This is a genomic window from Leucobacter musarum subsp. musarum (assembly GCF_001273845.1).
Taxonomy (GTDB): domain Bacteria; phylum Actinomycetota; class Actinomycetes; order Actinomycetales; family Microbacteriaceae; genus Leucobacter; species Leucobacter musarum.
On sequence record NZ_JHBW01000065.1, the window covers coordinates 1 to 15,816 of the forward strand.

The following is a 15,816-nucleotide window of genomic DNA, read 5'->3' on the forward strand; positions in this document are numbered from 1 at the left end:
CGTGCGACCCTTTCGCTTTTTTACGACATTTCAACAGCGCTGATTTTCGGAGGCACCCCATGAATGAACGACCCGATCGGAACGAAGCCTCGGATCGTGGACCCCGAAACCAGCGCAACGACTCCCGTGGGGGAGGCGCGCGCCGCGATGATCGTGGAGGCCGCCAGCCCTACGACCGCGATCGACGCGACGGAGGCTCAGACCGTCGCCCCCAGCGCGATGGCGATCGCCCGCGTCGCGACTTTGGCGACCGTGATGATCGTCCGCGTCGTTCGTTCGATGACCGCGGCGATCGTCGTCCGCAGCGTGATGGCGACCGTCCGCGTCGTGATTTCGGCGACCGCAACGATCGTCCGCGCCGTGACTTCTCCGACCGTGATGATCGTCGCCCGCAGCGCGATGGCGACCGCCCGCGTCGAGACTCCGGCGATCGGAACGATCGTCCGCGTCGTCAGTTCTCCGACCGTGATGATCGTCGCCCGCGGCGTGACGGTGATCGTCCGCGTCGCGACTTTGGTGACCGTGATGATCGTCGTCCGCAGCGTGATGGCGACCGCCCGCGTCGTTCGTTCGACGACCGAGGCGATCGTCGCCCGCAGCGCGACGGGGACCGTCCGCGTCGCGACTTCGGGAACCGTGACGACCGGCCGCGTCGCGATTTCGGCGATCGCAACGATCGTCCACGTCGTGACTTTGGCGATCGTGATGATCGTCGTCCGCAGAGTGATGGCGACCGTCCGCGCCGCGATTTTGGCGCCCGTGACGACCGTCCGCGTCGTTCATTCGATGACCGCGGTGATCGTCGCCCCCAGCGTGACGGCGATCGTCCGCGTCGTGATTTCGGGAACCGTGATGACCGTCCGCGTCGCGACTTTGGTGACCGTGATGATCGTCGTCCCCAGCGCGATGGCGATCGCCCGCGTCGTCAGTTCTCCGATCGCGATGATCGTCGCCCGCAGCGCGATGATCGCGCCGACTACGGTCGCGGCGGCACCCGTGGCGGCGGCCGAAGCGACCGTGGCGGCAAAGACCGCGTGTTTACCGAGGCGGAGCGCCTCCAGCACGAGCTCCGTCCGGTCCGCGCAGACCACCAGGATCCGGTACTCCCGGAGACCGTCGAGCCGCGCGACCTGCACCCTGCCGCACGCAATGAACTGAAGACGTTGCAGGCTGACGTGCAGGAGCGCGTCGCGCGCCACCTCGCAATGGTGGCGTTCCTGATCGACGATGATCCCGAGCTGGCGCACCAGCATGCGCTCTCGGCAAGTCGACGTGCGGGGCGCATTCCCGTCGCACGCGAGACGCTCGCGATCACGGCGTACCGCACCGGCGACTTCGCACTCGCGCTCCGGGAGCTCCGCACGTACCGACGACTGAGCGGTCTCGATGGGCACGTCGCCATCATGGTCGACAGCGAGCGCGGCCTCGGGCGCCCTGATAAGGCGCTCGAGACCGGTCTGGCCGTCGACGCGTCGGCGCTCGACACCGACCAGCGAGTGCACCTGGCGATTGCGATGTCAGGCGCGCGCCTCGATCTCGGGCAGACCCAGCAGGCGCTGTTCGAGCTCGAGATTCCAGAGCTGAACCCGACCAAGGCGTTCTCCTGGAGCCCCGACCTCTTCTCGGCCTACTCCGCAGTGCTCGAAGACTTGGGTCGCTCGGAAGAAGCCGCGAAGTGGCTCGAGCACGCGAACCACGCCGCGCGGGCGCTGCAGGCGCACCACGGCTCGCAAGACGAACTCGAGGTATTTGAGGTGTACGAGTCCGAGCCCGAAGAGTTCGCCGCTGACGCCACAGACGACATCGCAGACAGCACCCACGATGATGACGCGACCGCTGGAGCTGAGCCCAGTGCCGCGAGTGAAGCAGTCGAGGCCGAGGCTGAGGCCGAGGGTGAAGCTGAGCCCAGCGTCTCGCCGATTGACGCGGCTCGCGCTGAAGAAGCCCACCTGCCCGAGGACATGTCGATCGAAGATGAGGTCGACGAACTGCTCGCCGCGGCCGGCATCGGCGCGCTCGACGCGGATGAGTCGGATGACGACGCGGATCGCAAGAACTGATGGGGTTGTTCGGCAAACGCTCCACAGCCCTCGGCGACACCCCGATCGCGGGGCGCGAGCTGCTGCTCGCGGACCTCGATGGGGTGATCTATCGCGGGCCGAAGGCGATCCCGCACGCGGTTTCCGAGTTGAACCGCGCGGGTGAGCACCTGCGACTGGGCTATGTCACGAACAATGCCTCGCGCACCGACGCGACGGTGGCGCACCACCTGCAGGAACTCGGATTGCGCGTCACGCCCTCGGACGTCGTGACATCTCCGCAGGCGGCCGTGGCACTGCTCGCGCGCACGGTCCCCGCAGGCTCGCGCGTGCTGGTGATTGGTGGAGACGGGCTCGTCGATGAGCTCACGAAGGCCGGGTTCGAAGTCACTCGCAGCGCGGATGACGCGCCTGCCGCGGTGGTGCAAGGATTCGCGCCCGACGTGGGCTGGGTACATCTCGCCGAGGCCGCGTTCGCGCTTGCCGAGCAGCCGGGTCGCGAGCCGCTGCCCTGGATCGCCACGAATACGGACTGGACCATCCCCGTCGAGCGCGGTCTGGCCCCGGGCAACGGCACCCTGGTCTCTGCGGTGCACACCGCGGTGCAACGGCTTCCTGTGTTCGCGGGAAAGCCCGAGACGCCGATCTTCGAGGCCGCTTTCGAGCGATTCGGCACGCGCAATGCGCTGATGATCGGGGATCGTCTCGACACCGACATCAAGGGTGCGGTGGCGGCCGGTATTCCTTCGCTCCATGTGCTCACCGGGGTCGATCGCCCAAAGCAGCTCGTCGCCGCGTCGCAAGACATGCGCCCGGAGTTCATCGTCGCGACGCTGGCCGAGTTGCACGAGCCCTATCCGACGACCGAGCGCCTGAAAGACGGCACGATGCAGGTGGGCACGGCGAAGGTGCGGATGGACGGACACATCGCCTCGGTCGTCGCCGAAGGCGATTCGCCGATCAACCTGCTGCGGGCGGGGTGCGCGGCGATTTGGGCCTCCGGTCTCGCGATCTACGGGCTGCAAGTGCCAGAGATTCTGTATGAGGATCACTGGCGCGTTTAGCCTGTGGACAGCGCGGGTGGATGTCCCCGGTCATCGCTAGTCTGGAGTCATGAACGAATCAGCCGCTCCTGACACCGACTCGGGTTCTGCCGGGGCTCCGGCGACTCCGGCGGTGTCTGAGGACGGGCTGATGAGTCGTCTCGATGTGATCGAGTCGCAGCCGCTGGCGCAGCGGGCGGCAGGTTTCGAACAGGTGCACGATGAGTTGCTCTCCGAACTCCAGAGAGGCGACCGGGGTGAAGGCTGACGTCAACCGATCGTCGGGCGCTGCCGAGCACACTCGCGAGGCGGTGTGGAGTGCGGCACCCGAACGTCTTGATCGGGTGCTCTCGGAGCTCGGCCTCGCTCGCTCCCGCAGCCGGGCAGCCGAATTGATCGCAGCCGGTGGTGTCACGGTCGATGGCAGCGGCGCTGCGAAGGCTTCGCTGAGCGTGCCTCGTGGGGCCCGGGTCGAAGTGTCGGGTGACGATCACTACGTCGGGAGAGCGGCACACAAACTCATCGCCGCACTCGAGCAATTCGACGTCGAGCCGGCAGGCCGTATCGCCCTCGATTTGGGGGCGTCCACCGGCGGGTTCACGCAGGTGCTGCTCGAACGTGGGGTCACCGCGGTGCAGGCCATCGACGTCGGGCATGATCAACTCGCCGCGCAGTTGCGGGGCGATGCGCGCGTGCATCTGGTGGAGGGGCGCAACGCCCGCGATCTCACCCCTGAAAATCTCGCTGCCGACACCGGGCTCGACGAGCGCCCCAGTCTGGTGGTCGCCGACCTCTCATTCATTTCGCTGAGTCTGGTGCTCCCCGCAATCTCGGAGTGCGCGGCTCCCGAAGCCGAGCTCCTGCTGCTCATCAAACCGCAGTTCGAAGTGGGGCGCGTGCGCGACGGGGTGGTGACTTCGCCCGAGCAATGGGCCGAAGCAATTCGCATCGTGCTCGATGCCGCGGCGCGATACGGTTTCGCGGCCCGTGGCATTGCCGAATCTCCGATCGAAGGCGGGGCGGGCAACCGGGAGTATCTGGCGCACTTCGAGCGCGCCGCGGCACCGGTTCCGACAGAATGGGAGTCGCGCATCGCTGCACTCACCGGTGCGGCGGCGACGGTTGAGCCCGATGCGGGTGCGGTCGAAACGGCCGGCACGCAATCGACAGCGGATGGAGGGCGATGAACGTGCAGCAGCAGTCCGAGCAACGGCGTATTTTGATCGTCTCGCACACGCACCGCGATGAGGCGGTATCGGCGACGGTCGAAGCGGTGACCACGCTGATCGGAGCAGGAGTACTGCCCGTCTTTGATGCGCCGGATCGCGAGGCGTTCTCCCCGCATCTCGAAGTCGAGCAGATCGGCCGACTCAGCGACGACGTCACGATCGATGAGCTTGAAGCGGCGATCGTGCTCGGAGGCGACGGCACGATTCTTCGCGCTGCGGAACTGCTTCGAGGCTCGGAGTGCCCCATCATCGGGGTCAACCTCGGGCACGTGGGGTTTCTTGCAGAGATGGAGAGCGTCGATCTCACGACCACGATCGATCGCGTACTGCGTCGCGACTACACCGTCGAAGAACGCTTGACGGTCGACGTGCAAGCCAGCCACGACGGCGTCGTGATCGCTGAGACCTGGGCGCTCAACGAAGCCAGCGTCGAGAAGCAGCGGCGCATGCTCGAAGTCGAGATCGGCGTTGACGGCAAACCTATCTCGACCTTTGCCTGCGACGGCGTCGTGCTCGCGACCCCGACCGGGTCGACGGCGTACGCGTTCTCTGCGGGCGGCCCCATCGTGTGGCCGTCGGTGCAGGCGATGCTGCTCGTGCCCATTGCCGCGCACGCACTCTTCGACCGCCCGCTCGTCACCGGCACCGACTCCGAACTGCGCGTACGCATTCTCCCCGAGAACATCGGCCCGGGAGTGCTGTGGTGCGACGGACGCCGTCGCACCGAGCTGCCAGCAGGATCGATGGTCACGGTGCGACGCTCGGACCTCTCCGTGCGCCTGGGGCGCCTCACCGGGGGCGTGTTCTCGGACCGACTCGTGCGCAAATTCCACCTGCCGACCTCGGGGTGGCGGGGCAGCCGACGCGGAGGGGAGATCGCGTGATCGAGGAACTGCGCATCAGAGACCTGGGCGTGATCGTCGATTCGACCGTGCCACTGGGGCCGGGCTTCACCGCGATCACCGGTGAGACCGGCGCCGGCAAAACAATGGTGGTGAGCGCGCTGGGGCTGCTCATGGGTGAGCGCAGCGACGCCGGCGCCGTGCGATCCGGTGCCGCTCAGGCCCGCGTGCACGGCATCGTGCGTACGCAGGATTCCGTGGTCATCGACCTCGTCGACGAGCTCGGCGGAGAAGTCGAAGACGGTGAACTCGTGCTCAGCCGCACGGTGAGCGCCGAGGGGCGCAGCCGCGCCGGCATCGGCGGAGCGAGCGCACCGGTCGGCAGCCTCGGCAAACTGGCTGACCGGCTCTTCGCGGTGCACGGCCAGTCCGAGCAGCTGCGCCTCAAATCAGCGTCGGCACAACGAGAAACGCTCGACCGTTTCGGCGGCGAGTTGCTTGCGACGACGCTGGCGGAGTACCGCGAGTCGCATCGAGAGCGTCAGCTCCTCTCCGCACGCGTGCACGAACTCACCGAAGCACGTGAGGAGCGTGCCGCAGAGGCGGTGCGCCTGCGCACGGAGCTCGATGAGATCGCCGCGGTCGACCCGCAAGCGGGCGAAGAGATCGAGCTGTCGGGCCGTATCGAGCTGCTCAGCAATGTCGAGGCGTTGCGCTCCGCAACCGCGACCGCCCACGAGGCTCTGGCGAGCGAATCCGACGACCCGCTCGCGCGCGATGCCTCGGGGTTGATCGACGAAGCCGCCCGCGAACTCGAACGGGTCGCGGAGTATGACCCGCGCCTCGCCGCCGTGCTCGAATCGCTGCGCGCAGTGAGTTTTCAGGTCGCCGATGCGGCTCGAGAACTCGCCGCGTACGCCGGCGACCTCGATGAGGAAGGCCCCGGAGAACTCGCGCGAGCGAACGAGCGCCTGGCCGCGCTGAACGTGCTCTTCCGCCAATACGGCCACGATTCGGCCACCGTCATCGCTGCTGCCGAAACGGCCGCACAGCGACTCGCGGAGCTCGACGGAGACGGTGATCTCGTGGACGAGCTCGCTGCGCGTCTCGACTCCGAGGCGGCCCGTGAGCGCAGCCTCGCCGAGCGGCTGACCGAGCTGCGCACGGCCGCAGCCGAACAGCTCTCGGAACTCGTCAGCGCCGAATTGCGCCAGCTGGCGCTGCCGGATGCCCGATTCGTCGTGCAGGTCGCGCCCTTGCCAGCGCTCGGTGGCTCTGGAGCCGACGAGGTGCAGCTGCTGCTCAGTCCGCATGCCGGAGCGGCACCTCGCCCGGTCGCGAAGACAGCCTCCGGTGGTGAGCTCTCGCGCGTGATGCTCGCACTCGAGGTCGTCGTCGCGGCGGTCGATCCGGTGCCCACATTCGTCTTCGACGAGGTTGATGCCGGCGTCGGCGGGGCGGCCGCGATTGAGATCGGGCGTCGTCTCGCGCGCCTCTCGCGCACGTCGCAGGTCATCGTGGTGACGCACCTCGCGCAGGTCGCCGCGTTCGCTTCGAATCATCTGCAGGTCATTAAAGACTCTGCGGGCGGATTCACCGAGAGCAGCTGCCAACGGCTCGAAGGAGACGCGCGGCTTGCCGAGATGGCGCGACTGCTCTCGGGGCTTAGCGACTCCGGGAGCGCGCTCGAACACGCCGCCGAACTGCTCGCACTGCGCGACGCCGCGTGAGGCGGTACCGGGTGTCCATGGTCACTGCTACGCTCCCCACATGGTGAAGTTCCTCGGCCGTCTGCGGCCCTCGGCGCCGAGAAAGCCCGACCTCAACGACAATGCCGCGACGAAGGCGGCATATCTCGATTCGCATCCCGATGTGAAGCACGCCGACATCGAGCAGATGGACGCCGACACGCGAGAGATGTACCGCGACGCCCGAGAAGCCGCAGTCGATGCGCGCGAAGAGCGGGCGAAGGCGCAGACCCGTGAGTTCGTCGTGCGCGGGCCGTTCCAGCTCGGGTTCACCATCACCCTGGGCGTGCTCGTCGCGATGCTGTTCGGCGGCATGATCGAGCAGCTGACCACGATCATCATGTACGTCGCAGCGGCGCTCTTCGTCGCGCTGGGGCTCGACCCGGTCGTGCGATCGCTCGAACGCCGCGGGCTCAAGCGCCCGCTGGGCATCGCCGTCGTGTTCGGCGGCTTCGTGCTCGTCATCGCCGGTCTCCTCGCGATCATCATCCCGATGATCGCGAGTCAGATCACGCTGCTCGTGCGCAGCGCACCGGGGCTCTTCCGCGACATCACGCACCAGCAGTGGTTCCTCGACATCAACGACCGATTCGGGCAGTTCGTCGACTTCGACGGACTGCTGCAGATGGGGCAAGATCTCGTCAGCAAGCCCGAGAACTGGGCGCAGGTCGCCGGTGGGGTGTGGCAGGCCGGCATCGGCATTGCCAACGGGCTGACCGCGGGCCTCATCGTGCTCATTCTCACGCTGTACTTCCTCGCCTCGCTGCAGTCGATCAAGCGAGCGTTCTACTCCCTGGTGCCGCGCTCCGGCCGGGCCAAGGTGATCGACATCACCGAGCAGGTCACCAAGTCCGTCGGCGGCTACGTCAACGGCATGGTGATCCTGGCATTCGTGAACGCCGTGCTCGGCTTCGTCATGATGACGATCGTCGATGTGCCGTTCGCGGGCCTGGTGGCGGTCGGCGTCTTCTTCCTCGCGTTGATCCCGCTGATCGGTTCAGTCATGGCGACGGTGCTCGTGACGATCGTGGCGCTGTTCCAGTCACCCTCCGCCGCGATCATCGCGGCGGTCTACTACCTCATCTACATGCAGATCGAGTCGTATCTGCTGACCCCGCGCGTCATGAATCGGGTGGTCTCGGTTCCGGGCGCGCTCGTGGTGATCGGTGCGCTCGCCGGCGGCACCTTGCTCGGCCTGCTCGGTGCACTGATCTCCATTCCCGTCACTGCGATGGTGCTGATGATCATCAAGCAAGTCTGGGTGCCGCGGCAAGAGCTGCGATAGGCCCGAAGCGAACACGTCCGAGTTGAACTGATAGGATTGAAGCCCGTGGGAACAGAGCAGAGCGCGGACCAGGCCGGAATCACCAAACACATCTTCGTCACCGGAGGTGTCGTTTCATCGCTGGGCAAGGGCCTTACGGCTGCAAGCCTCGGAAATCTGCTCACCGCGCGCGGGTTGCGCGTCGTGATGCAGAAGCTGGATCCCTACTTGAATGTGGATCCCGGAACGATGAACCCGTTCCAGCACGGCGAGGTGTTCGTCACCGACGACGGGTCGGAGACCGACCTCGACATCGGGCACTACGAGCGATTCCTCGGCATCAACCTCTCGGAGGCGGCAAACGTCACCACCGGGCAGATCTACTCGACGGTGATCGCCAAGGAGCGTCGCGGCGAGTACCTCGGGGACACGGTGCAGGTGATCCCGCACATCACCAACGAGATCAAGCGCCGTATGCGCCTCCAGGCGTCGGAGACCCCGCGCCCCGACGTCATCATCACCGAGGTCGGCGGCACGGTGGGCGACATCGAGTCGCAGCCGTTCCTCGAGTCGGCGCGCCAGGTGCGTCACGAACTCGGACGCAAGAACGTGTTCTTCGTGCATGTCTCGCTGGTGCCCTTCATGGGGGCTTCGGGCGAGCAGAAGACCAAGCCCACCCAGCACTCCGTGGCGGCCCTCCGCTCGATCGGTATTCAGCCCGACGCACTGGTGCTGCGCAGCGATCGCCCGGTCACCGACGACAACCTGCGCAAGATCGCGCTGATGTGTGACGTCGATGAGAACGCGGTCGTCAACGCGATCGACGTACCGAGCATCTACGACCTGCCCCAGCTGCTGAACTCGCAGGGGCTCGACAGCATCATCGTCGAGAACCTCGGGCTTTCGGATCGCTCGAGCGACGTCGACTGGACCGGCTGGCAGCCCGTGCTCGACGCCGTGCATCAGCCCAAGGGCGAAGTCACACTGGCGCTCGTGGGCAAGTACATCGATCTGCCCGACGCCTACCTCTCGGTGACCGAAGCGCTGCGCGCTGGTGGGTTCGCGCACTCGACCAAGGTCAACATTCGTTGGGTGCCCTCCGACAACTGCGAAACGCCCGAGGGTGCGCGTGAGGCGCTCGGAGACGTCGACGGCATCTGCATCCCAGGCGGCTTCGGCATCCGCGGCATCGAAGGCAAGCTCGGCGCACTGCGATTCGCCCGCGAGAATCACGTTCCGACCCTCGGCCTGTGCCTCGGCTTGCAGTGCATGGTGATCGAGTACGCCCGCAACGTCACGGGTCTCGAAGGTGCCTCGTCGACCGAGTTCGACCCCGAGACGACGGTTCCGGTCATCGCGACGATGGCCGAGCAGGTCGACATCATCGACGGCGGCGACCTGGGCGGCACGATGCGCCTCGGCTTGTACGAAGCTGCGCTCGCCGACGGGTCGCTGGCCGCGAAGCTCTACGGTGCGCCGAGCGCCAGCGAGCGTCACCGTCACCGCTACGAGGTCAACAACCGCTACCGCGATCAGATCGCGGCATCGGGCCTGTCGTTCTCGGGCACCAGCCCCGATGGCGCGCTGGTCGAGTACGTCGAACTGCCGACCGACGTGCACCCGTTCTACATTGCGACGCAGGCCCACCCTGAGCTGCGCTCGCGCCCGGGCACCCCGCACCCGCTCTTCGCCGGGCTGGTCGGTGCCGCAATCGATCGCCGCGAGGCCGCGAGCCTCTTCGAGGTCGAGCCCGAGGAAGCCGCCGAGCACGGTGAGTGAGTCGTTCGGCACGGACATCGTCGGCGAGGCGGGCCGCAGCGGCGGCCTCCTCGCCGACTCCCGTGCCGACGACGTCGTCGTCGCCGCGAGCGAGGTGCTCGCCGAGGGGCACGTCTGGGACATGCGACGAGATCGCTTCCTGTTCGGCGACACCGAGCTCACTCGCGACTACCTCGATCACACCGGCGCCGTGTCGGTGCTCGCACTCGACGCCGACGATCGCGTCCTGCTGATCAAGCAATACCGTCACTCCACCGGGCACCGGCTCTGGGAGATCCCCGCAGGGCTCATGGACGTCCCCGGTGAATCGGGCCTCACGGGAGCTCGCCGCGAGCTTGCCGAGGAAGCCGATCTGCAGGCGGACTCTTGGCATCTGCTGCTCGATCTGTTTCTGGCGCCCGGCAGCTCGACCGAGGCCATGCGCGTCTTTCTTGCCCGAGACTTGACGCCGATAGCGCACGACTACGTGCGCTCGGAAGAAGAAGCCGAGCTCACCCCGGAATGGGTGCCGCTCGACGAAGTCGTGGCAGCAGTGCTCGACGGCCGAGTGCAGAACACGGTGACCGCGAATGCCGTGCTCGCCGCAGAGGCCGCACGGGCGCGCGGGTGGTCGACACTGCGCGATCCCGCACTCCCGTGGAATGGCCGCGCGGCCGTGCGCGGAGAACGTTCGCGCTGATGCCGCTGAGCCCGGAGCAGGGTGCGGAGCGCTATCTGCGCCACGTCGCGCTCGAACTCGGGCTGTCGGCCAACAGCCAGGCCGCGTATCGCCGCGACCTCATCGCCTATGGCAGCTGGTTGCGGGAGCGCGGCATCGATGACCTCGCCGAGGTGCACCCCGACACCCTCGCGGCCTACGTCGCCGACCTCGCCGAACCGCCTCGGCCGAGCGAGGGGCACCCGGTGCCGGCACTCGCTCCGGCGTCGATCACGCGTCGACTCTCGACGGTGCGCGGAATGCACCGCTTCCTGTTCGAGGAGGGGCTGCTCGCCGAGCACGCCGGCAGCGGACTGCGCACCCCGAAACGCGCGCAGCGCCTGCCCAAGGCCCTGCCCTTCGAATCGGTGGAGGCGCTGCTCGGCGCGGTCGGCGGTGACGATCCCGTGGACCTGCGCGACCGTGCCCTGCTCGAACTGCTCTATGCGAGTGGCGCGCGCGTGAGCGAGGTGACGGCGCTCGACGTCGACGATCTGCTGGCGGTTCCGGGCCGTGCCGACGCGGTAAGCGAACCCGAAGCCGCGCTTGGCGACGGCGGGTTTCTGCGGGTGACCGGCAAAGGATCGAAGCAGCGCATCGTGCCCTACGGCAGCTACGCGGGGCGCGCGCTCGCCGCCTACCTCGTGCGCGCCCGTCCGACCATGGTCGCGCGTGGCCGGGGCACACCGGCGCTGTTCGTTGGCCCGCGCGGGGCGAGATTGTCGCGCCAGAGCGCCTGGCTCGTGATCCGAGCCGCCGCCGACCGCGCCGGCATCACGCAGGAAGTGTCTCCGCATACCCTGCGGCACTCCTTCGCCACGCACCTGCTCGCCGGAGGCGCCGACGTGCGCACCGTGCAAGAGCTGCTGGGGCACGCCTCGGTCACCACGACGCAGATCTACACGCAGGTGACCGCCGATACGCTGCGCGAGCACTACCTGCTGTCGCACCCGCGCGCGAAGTAGACGCCGTCTGGGACCGGTGGGTGTTGGGTGCCGGTGGCGACTGTGCGGGTGAGGCGCGCTGGCAGCGCCCGTCAGGTGAACGCAGGGTAGCCAACAGGGAAAGACTCGGTGCTGCGAGCGGAAATCTCGGCAATACGGGCCTGCGAGCTCTCGTGCGGGTGACATTCTCGAAGCAGCACCCGCGCGCGCCCGACCGGTCGCGTCGCGCCCGAACGACTGCGAGAAGACGCCGCCTCTTGAACGACTCACTGCGCGAAGATCCTCAGATCCCGCTGACCCGCGGTGCGCACGCCGCCCCCGAACGCACACTCATCGACGTGCTGCGCGCGACAGCAGCGGCGTACCCCGAGGCCTCGGCGATCGACGCCGGATCGGGTGCGCTGAGCTACCGTGAACTCGTCGCAGCGGTCGATGAGCGTGCCAACGAACTGCGGGCGGCCGGGGTGCAGGTCGGCGATCGCGTCGGTGTGCGTGTGGACTCGGGATCGCAAGATCTTTACATCGCGATCCTCGCGATCATGCGCGCGGGGGCGGCGTACGTGCCGGTCGACGCCGACGACACCGATGAGCGGGCCCGCCTGGTATTCGGCGAGGCCCGAGTGGTGGGCATCGTCGGCAACCACGGCTTCGTGCCGCGCGCGAGTGATGCATCGGCAACTGATGCGCCCGCGGTCATCGAAGCCGAGAGCGAGGTGCTCACAAGCGAGGCGATTGAGGCCGAGGCAGCCCCCCCTAGTCGACCCGACCCCGGATGATGATGCGTGGATCATCTTCACCTCGGGGTCGACGGGCGTACCGAAGGGCGTCGCCGTAACCCACCGATCCGCCGCCGCATTCGCGGATGCCGAGGCGCGCATGTTCTTGCAGCGCGAGCCTCTCGGCCCCGGCGACCGGGTGCTTGCGGGCCTGTCGGTCGCGTTCGATGCCTCGTGCGAGGAGATGTGGCTCGCGTGGCGGCACGGGGCCTGCCTGGTGCCGGCTCCGCGGGCGATCGTTCGGGCCGGTGAAGACCTGGCGCAGTGGTTGGTGCGGCAGAGCATCAGCGTCGTGTCGACGGTGCCGACGCTCGCCGCCATGTGGCCGCGAGAGGCGATCGAGCACGTGCGCCTGCTGATCTTCGGCGGCGAGGCGTGCCCGCCCGAGCTCGCCGCCCGCCTCGTGGAAGACGGTCGCGAGGTCTGGAACACCTACGGCCCGACCGAGGCGACGGTGGTGGCCTGCGGGTGCCCGCTCGACGGCGTCTCGCCGATCAGTATCGGTCTGCCGCTCGACGGCTGGGATCTGGCGGTCGTCGACGCCGAGGGCCGCCGTGTGGCGCCGGGGGAGTCGGGCGAGCTGATCATCGGCGGCGTCGGCCTCGCGCGGTACCTTGACCCTGCGAAAGACGCGGAGAAATACGCGCCGATGCCCGAGCTGGGCTGGGAGCGCGCCTATCGTTCGGGCGACCTGGTGCGGTACGAGCCGACGGGGCTCATGTTTTTGGGCCGTGCCGATGACCAGGTGAAGGTGGGCGGTCGACGCATCGAGCTCGGCGAGGTCGAGAACGCGTTGCAGGATTTGCCCGGCGTGACGGCCGCTGCCGCCGCGGTGCGCTCGAGCGACGCCGGTGTGCCGGTGCTCGTCGGGTACCTGGTCGTCGAGGGGGAGGCACCGCTCGATCGCGCACTCGCCCGTGAGCATCTCGCCGCGCGACTCGCGGCCGGAGTGATGCCGTTGCTCGCCGTGGTCGACGAACTCCCCATTCGTACCTCGGGCAAGGTCGACCGCGCGGCGCTGCCGTGGCCGTTGCCCGGAGTCGACGCTCCGGCGGCCGAGGGGCTGAACGCGAGCGAGGCCTGGCTGGCGGAGCAGTGGCAGGCCGTGCTCGGGGTGCCCGTGCCGGGCGCCGACGCCGACTTCTTCGATCTGGGCGGCGGCTCGCTGCCCGCCGCGCAGCTCGTCTCGCGCATTCGCACCCGGGTGCCCGAGTTCACCGTGGCCGACATCTACGATGTGCCACGTCTCGCAGCGATGGCGAAGGCGATCGCGGCGGTCGATGACGCGGGTGATGCGAGCAGCTTCCACCAGCCCGCCCCGACGCCGCGCGGCACGCAGTGGGCGCAGACGCTGGCCGGTGTGCCGCTGTTCATCGCGAGCGGGTTGCGCTGGCTCGTGTATCTGCTGACGGCGGGCACGATCCTGAATCTCACGACCGGGTTCGAGGTGCTGCCGAGCGTGCCGATCTGGATGCTGCTCCTCGGCATCCTGGTGCTGTCGACGCCGTTCGGCAAGATGGCGATCGCGGCGATTGTGGCGCGCGTGCTGCTCGTCGGGGTGCGCGCCGGCGATTACCCGCGCGGCGGCGTGACGCACATGCGCCTGTGGCTTGCGGAGCAGTTCGCGCAGCAGATCGACGCGGTTGGGCTCGCGGGTGCGCCCTGGATCACGATCTACGCCCGTGCCCTCGGCGCGCAGATCGCGCGCGATGTCAGCTTGCACACGCTGCCGCCCATCACGGGAATGCTCGAGGTCGGCGCGCGCTCGGCCATCGAACCCGAGGTCGACCTCACCGGCTATTGGATCGACGGCGACCTGCTGCGCATCGGCGGTGTGCGCATCGGCAGCGATGTCACGGTCGGCTCGCGCAGCACGCTTGCGCCGGGCACCCGAATCGATGACGGCGCGGAGATCGCGCCCGGTTCGGCGGTGTTCGGTCGCGTGAAATCGGAGCAGACCTGGGCAGGATCGCCGGCCGTGCGCATCGGTGGCAATCGAACGGAGGAGTGGCCCGATGGCCAGCCGCATCGCGAGCCCGTGTGGCGCTTCGCGTACGCGGGGTCGTCGATCGTGCTCGCCCTGCTGCCGTTCGTCTCGTTCGCCGTCGGCGGCCTGCTCATCGCTGCCGGAATGCGCGGCGCGGAGTCGCTCGGTGCTGCATTCGGTGCGGCACTGCTCTGGTTGGTCCCGGCTGTACTGGTCACCGGTGTCGTCTACGCCGGCGCGGTCGTGCTGTTCGTACGGCTGCTCGCGATCGGGCTCGACGAGGGCACCTTCCCCGTGCACAGCCGTATCGGCTGGCAGACCTGGACGACGGAGCGCCTGCTCGACGCGGCGCGCACCTTCCTCTTCCCGCTCTACTCGAGCCTCTTCACGCCGGTGTGGCTGCGCCTGCTCGGCGCCCGCGTCGGCCGCAATGTCGAGGCGTCGACGGTGCTGCTGCTCCCGAAGATGACGCGCATCGACGATGGCGCCTTCCTCGCCGACGACACGATGGTGGCGTCGTACCAGTTGCACCGCGGGTGGATGCGGATCGGCCGCGTGCGCATCGGCAAGCGCGCCTTCCTCGGCAACTCGGGGATGGCCGGCCCAGGGCACCGCGTGCCCAAGGACTCGCTCGTCGCCGTACTCTCGGTCGCACCCGGCAAGGCGAAGGCTGGCTCCTCGTGGCTCGGTTCGCCACCCGTGCGACTGCGCCGCCTGGCGCAGGACGGGGACGACAGTCGCACCTACCACCCGGGTGCTGCACTGCGCATCGCACGGGCACTCTGGGAGCTCGGACGCATTCTCGCCGTCTTCGCGACGACCGCGCTCGGCCTCACCGTGCTCTTCGCGTTTGCGTGGCTCTGGACGTCGGTCGGAGCGGTCTGGACGATCCTGCTCTCGGGACTCGTCATGCTCGCCGCGGGCGCCGTCGCCGCCGGCATCTCGACCGCGGCCAAGTGGATCATCGTCGGGCCGATCCGGGCCGGCGAAGCGCCCCTGTGGTCGAGCTTCGTCTGGCGCACCGAGGTGAGCGACACGTTCACCGAGATGCTCGCGTCGCCCTGGTTCGCCCGCGCGGCCGCCGGTACCCCCGCGCTCGCCGTCTGGCTGCGCTCGCTCGGAGCGCGGATCGGCGCGGGTGTGTGGTGCGAATCGTACTGGCTGCCGGAACCCGACCTCGTGACACTGGGCGACGGATCCACCGTCAACCGGGGGTGCGTCGTGCAGACCCACCTGTTCCATGATCGAATCATGAGCATGGATACCGTCGAACTCGCCGCGGGCGCGACCCTCGGGCCGCACAGCGTCATTCTGCCCGCCGCCGTCATCGGCGCCCACGCGACCGTCGGCCCCGCATCGCTCGTCATGCGCGGCGAAAGCGTGCCCGTCGGTTCGCGCTGGAGCGGCAACCCCATCGGACCCTGGCGCGCCATCAAACTGCGCGCCTACCAGTCGACGAAGTAGTCGA

11 protein-coding genes and 1 pseudogene are annotated in these 15,816 nt (G+C 68.3%); all 12 read left to right on the forward strand.

Annotated elements, in window-relative coordinates:
* The first annotated feature begins 96 nt into the window (after positions 1 to 96).
* The 12 genes and pseudogenes from CH42_RS02890 (at position 97) to CH42_RS17015 (ending at position 15,812) form a co-directional block, all read left to right on the forward strand.
* Positions 97 to 1,158 (forward strand): hypothetical protein, encoded by a 1,062-nt coding sequence (locus CH42_RS02890; RefSeq protein ID WP_156322449.1) that lies wholly within the window; start codon positions 97 to 99, stop codon positions 1,156 to 1,158.
* 5 nt (positions 1,159 to 1,163) lie between these two features.
* Positions 1,164 to 2,060: a hypothetical protein gene (locus CH42_RS02895; protein WP_306455191.1), complete on the forward strand. Its 897-nt coding sequence runs from the start codon at positions 1,164 to 1,166 to the stop codon at positions 2,058 to 2,060.
* On the forward strand, positions 2,060 to 3,103 hold the full coding sequence (locus tag CH42_RS02900; RefSeq protein ID WP_053351728.1) for an HAD-IIA family hydrolase: 1,044 nt from the start codon (positions 2,060 to 2,062) through the stop codon (positions 3,101 to 3,103). Before CH42_RS02895 ends, CH42_RS02900 begins: the two co-directional genes overlap by 1 nt.
* Before the next feature lie 49 nt (positions 3,104 to 3,152).
* Complete coding sequence (locus CH42_RS02905; protein WP_053351729.1) at positions 3,153 to 3,350, forward strand: hypothetical protein; 198 nt, start codon at positions 3,153 to 3,155, stop codon at positions 3,348 to 3,350.
* Positions 3,340 to 4,269 (forward strand): TlyA family RNA methyltransferase, encoded by a 930-nt coding sequence (locus CH42_RS02910; RefSeq protein WP_239683929.1) that lies wholly within the window; start codon positions 3,340 to 3,342, stop codon positions 4,267 to 4,269. The genes CH42_RS02905 and CH42_RS02910 overlap by 11 nt, the downstream gene beginning before the upstream one ends.
* Positions 4,266 to 5,195, forward strand: a complete 930-nt coding sequence (locus CH42_RS02915) for an NAD kinase (RefSeq protein ID WP_053351730.1) — start codon at positions 4,266 to 4,268, stop codon at positions 5,193 to 5,195. The genes CH42_RS02910 and CH42_RS02915 overlap by 4 nt, the downstream gene beginning before the upstream one ends.
* On the forward strand, positions 5,192 to 6,883 hold the full coding sequence (gene recN / locus CH42_RS02920; protein ID WP_053351731.1) for a DNA repair protein RecN: 1,692 nt from the start codon (positions 5,192 to 5,194) through the stop codon (positions 6,881 to 6,883). Before CH42_RS02915 ends, recN begins: the two co-directional genes overlap by 4 nt.
* 40 nt (positions 6,884 to 6,923) lie before the next feature.
* Entirely contained in the window at positions 6,924 to 8,186 is a 1,263-nt protein-coding gene (locus CH42_RS02925) for an AI-2E family transporter (protein ID WP_053351732.1), read from the forward strand.
* Positions 8,187 to 8,231: 45 nt separating this feature from the next.
* Entirely contained in the window at positions 8,232 to 9,944 is a 1,713-nt protein-coding gene (locus tag CH42_RS02930) for a CTP synthase (protein WP_053351733.1), read from the forward strand.
* The gene (locus CH42_RS02935) at positions 9,937 to 10,623 is read left to right on the forward strand and encodes an NUDIX domain-containing protein (protein WP_239683930.1); all 687 of its coding nucleotides are present in this window, start codon (positions 9,937 to 9,939) and stop codon (positions 10,621 to 10,623) included. Before CH42_RS02930 ends, CH42_RS02935 begins: the two co-directional genes overlap by 8 nt.
* Positions 10,623 to 11,606, forward strand: coding sequence for a site-specific tyrosine recombinase XerD (locus CH42_RS02940; RefSeq protein ID WP_053351734.1), 984 nt, complete (start codon positions 10,623 to 10,625; stop codon positions 11,604 to 11,606). The genes CH42_RS02935 and CH42_RS02940 overlap by 1 nt, the downstream gene beginning before the upstream one ends.
* A 163-nt stretch (positions 11,607 to 11,769) precedes the next feature.
* Positions 11,770 to 15,812: pseudogene (locus tag CH42_RS17015) on the forward strand (Pls/PosA family non-ribosomal peptide synthetase).
* Positions 15,813 to 15,816 lie beyond the last annotated feature (4 nt).

Coding starts and splice junctions, on each gene's coding strand:
- CH42_RS02900 (WP_053351728.1), top strand. CDS start 2,060: ATGGGGTTGTTCGGCAAACGCTCCACAGCCCTCGGCGACACCCCGATC.
- CH42_RS02905 (WP_053351729.1), top strand. CDS start 3,153: ATGAACGAATCAGCCGCTCCTGACACCGACTCGGGTTCTGCCGGGGCT.
- CH42_RS02915 (WP_053351730.1), top strand. CDS start 4,266: ATGAACGTGCAGCAGCAGTCCGAGCAACGGCGTATTTTGATCGTCTCG.
- CH42_RS02925 (WP_053351732.1), top strand. CDS start 6,924: ATGGTGAAGTTCCTCGGCCGTCTGCGGCCCTCGGCGCCGAGAAAGCCC.
- CH42_RS02940 (WP_053351734.1), top strand. CDS start 10,623: ATGCCGCTGAGCCCGGAGCAGGGTGCGGAGCGCTATCTGCGCCACGTC.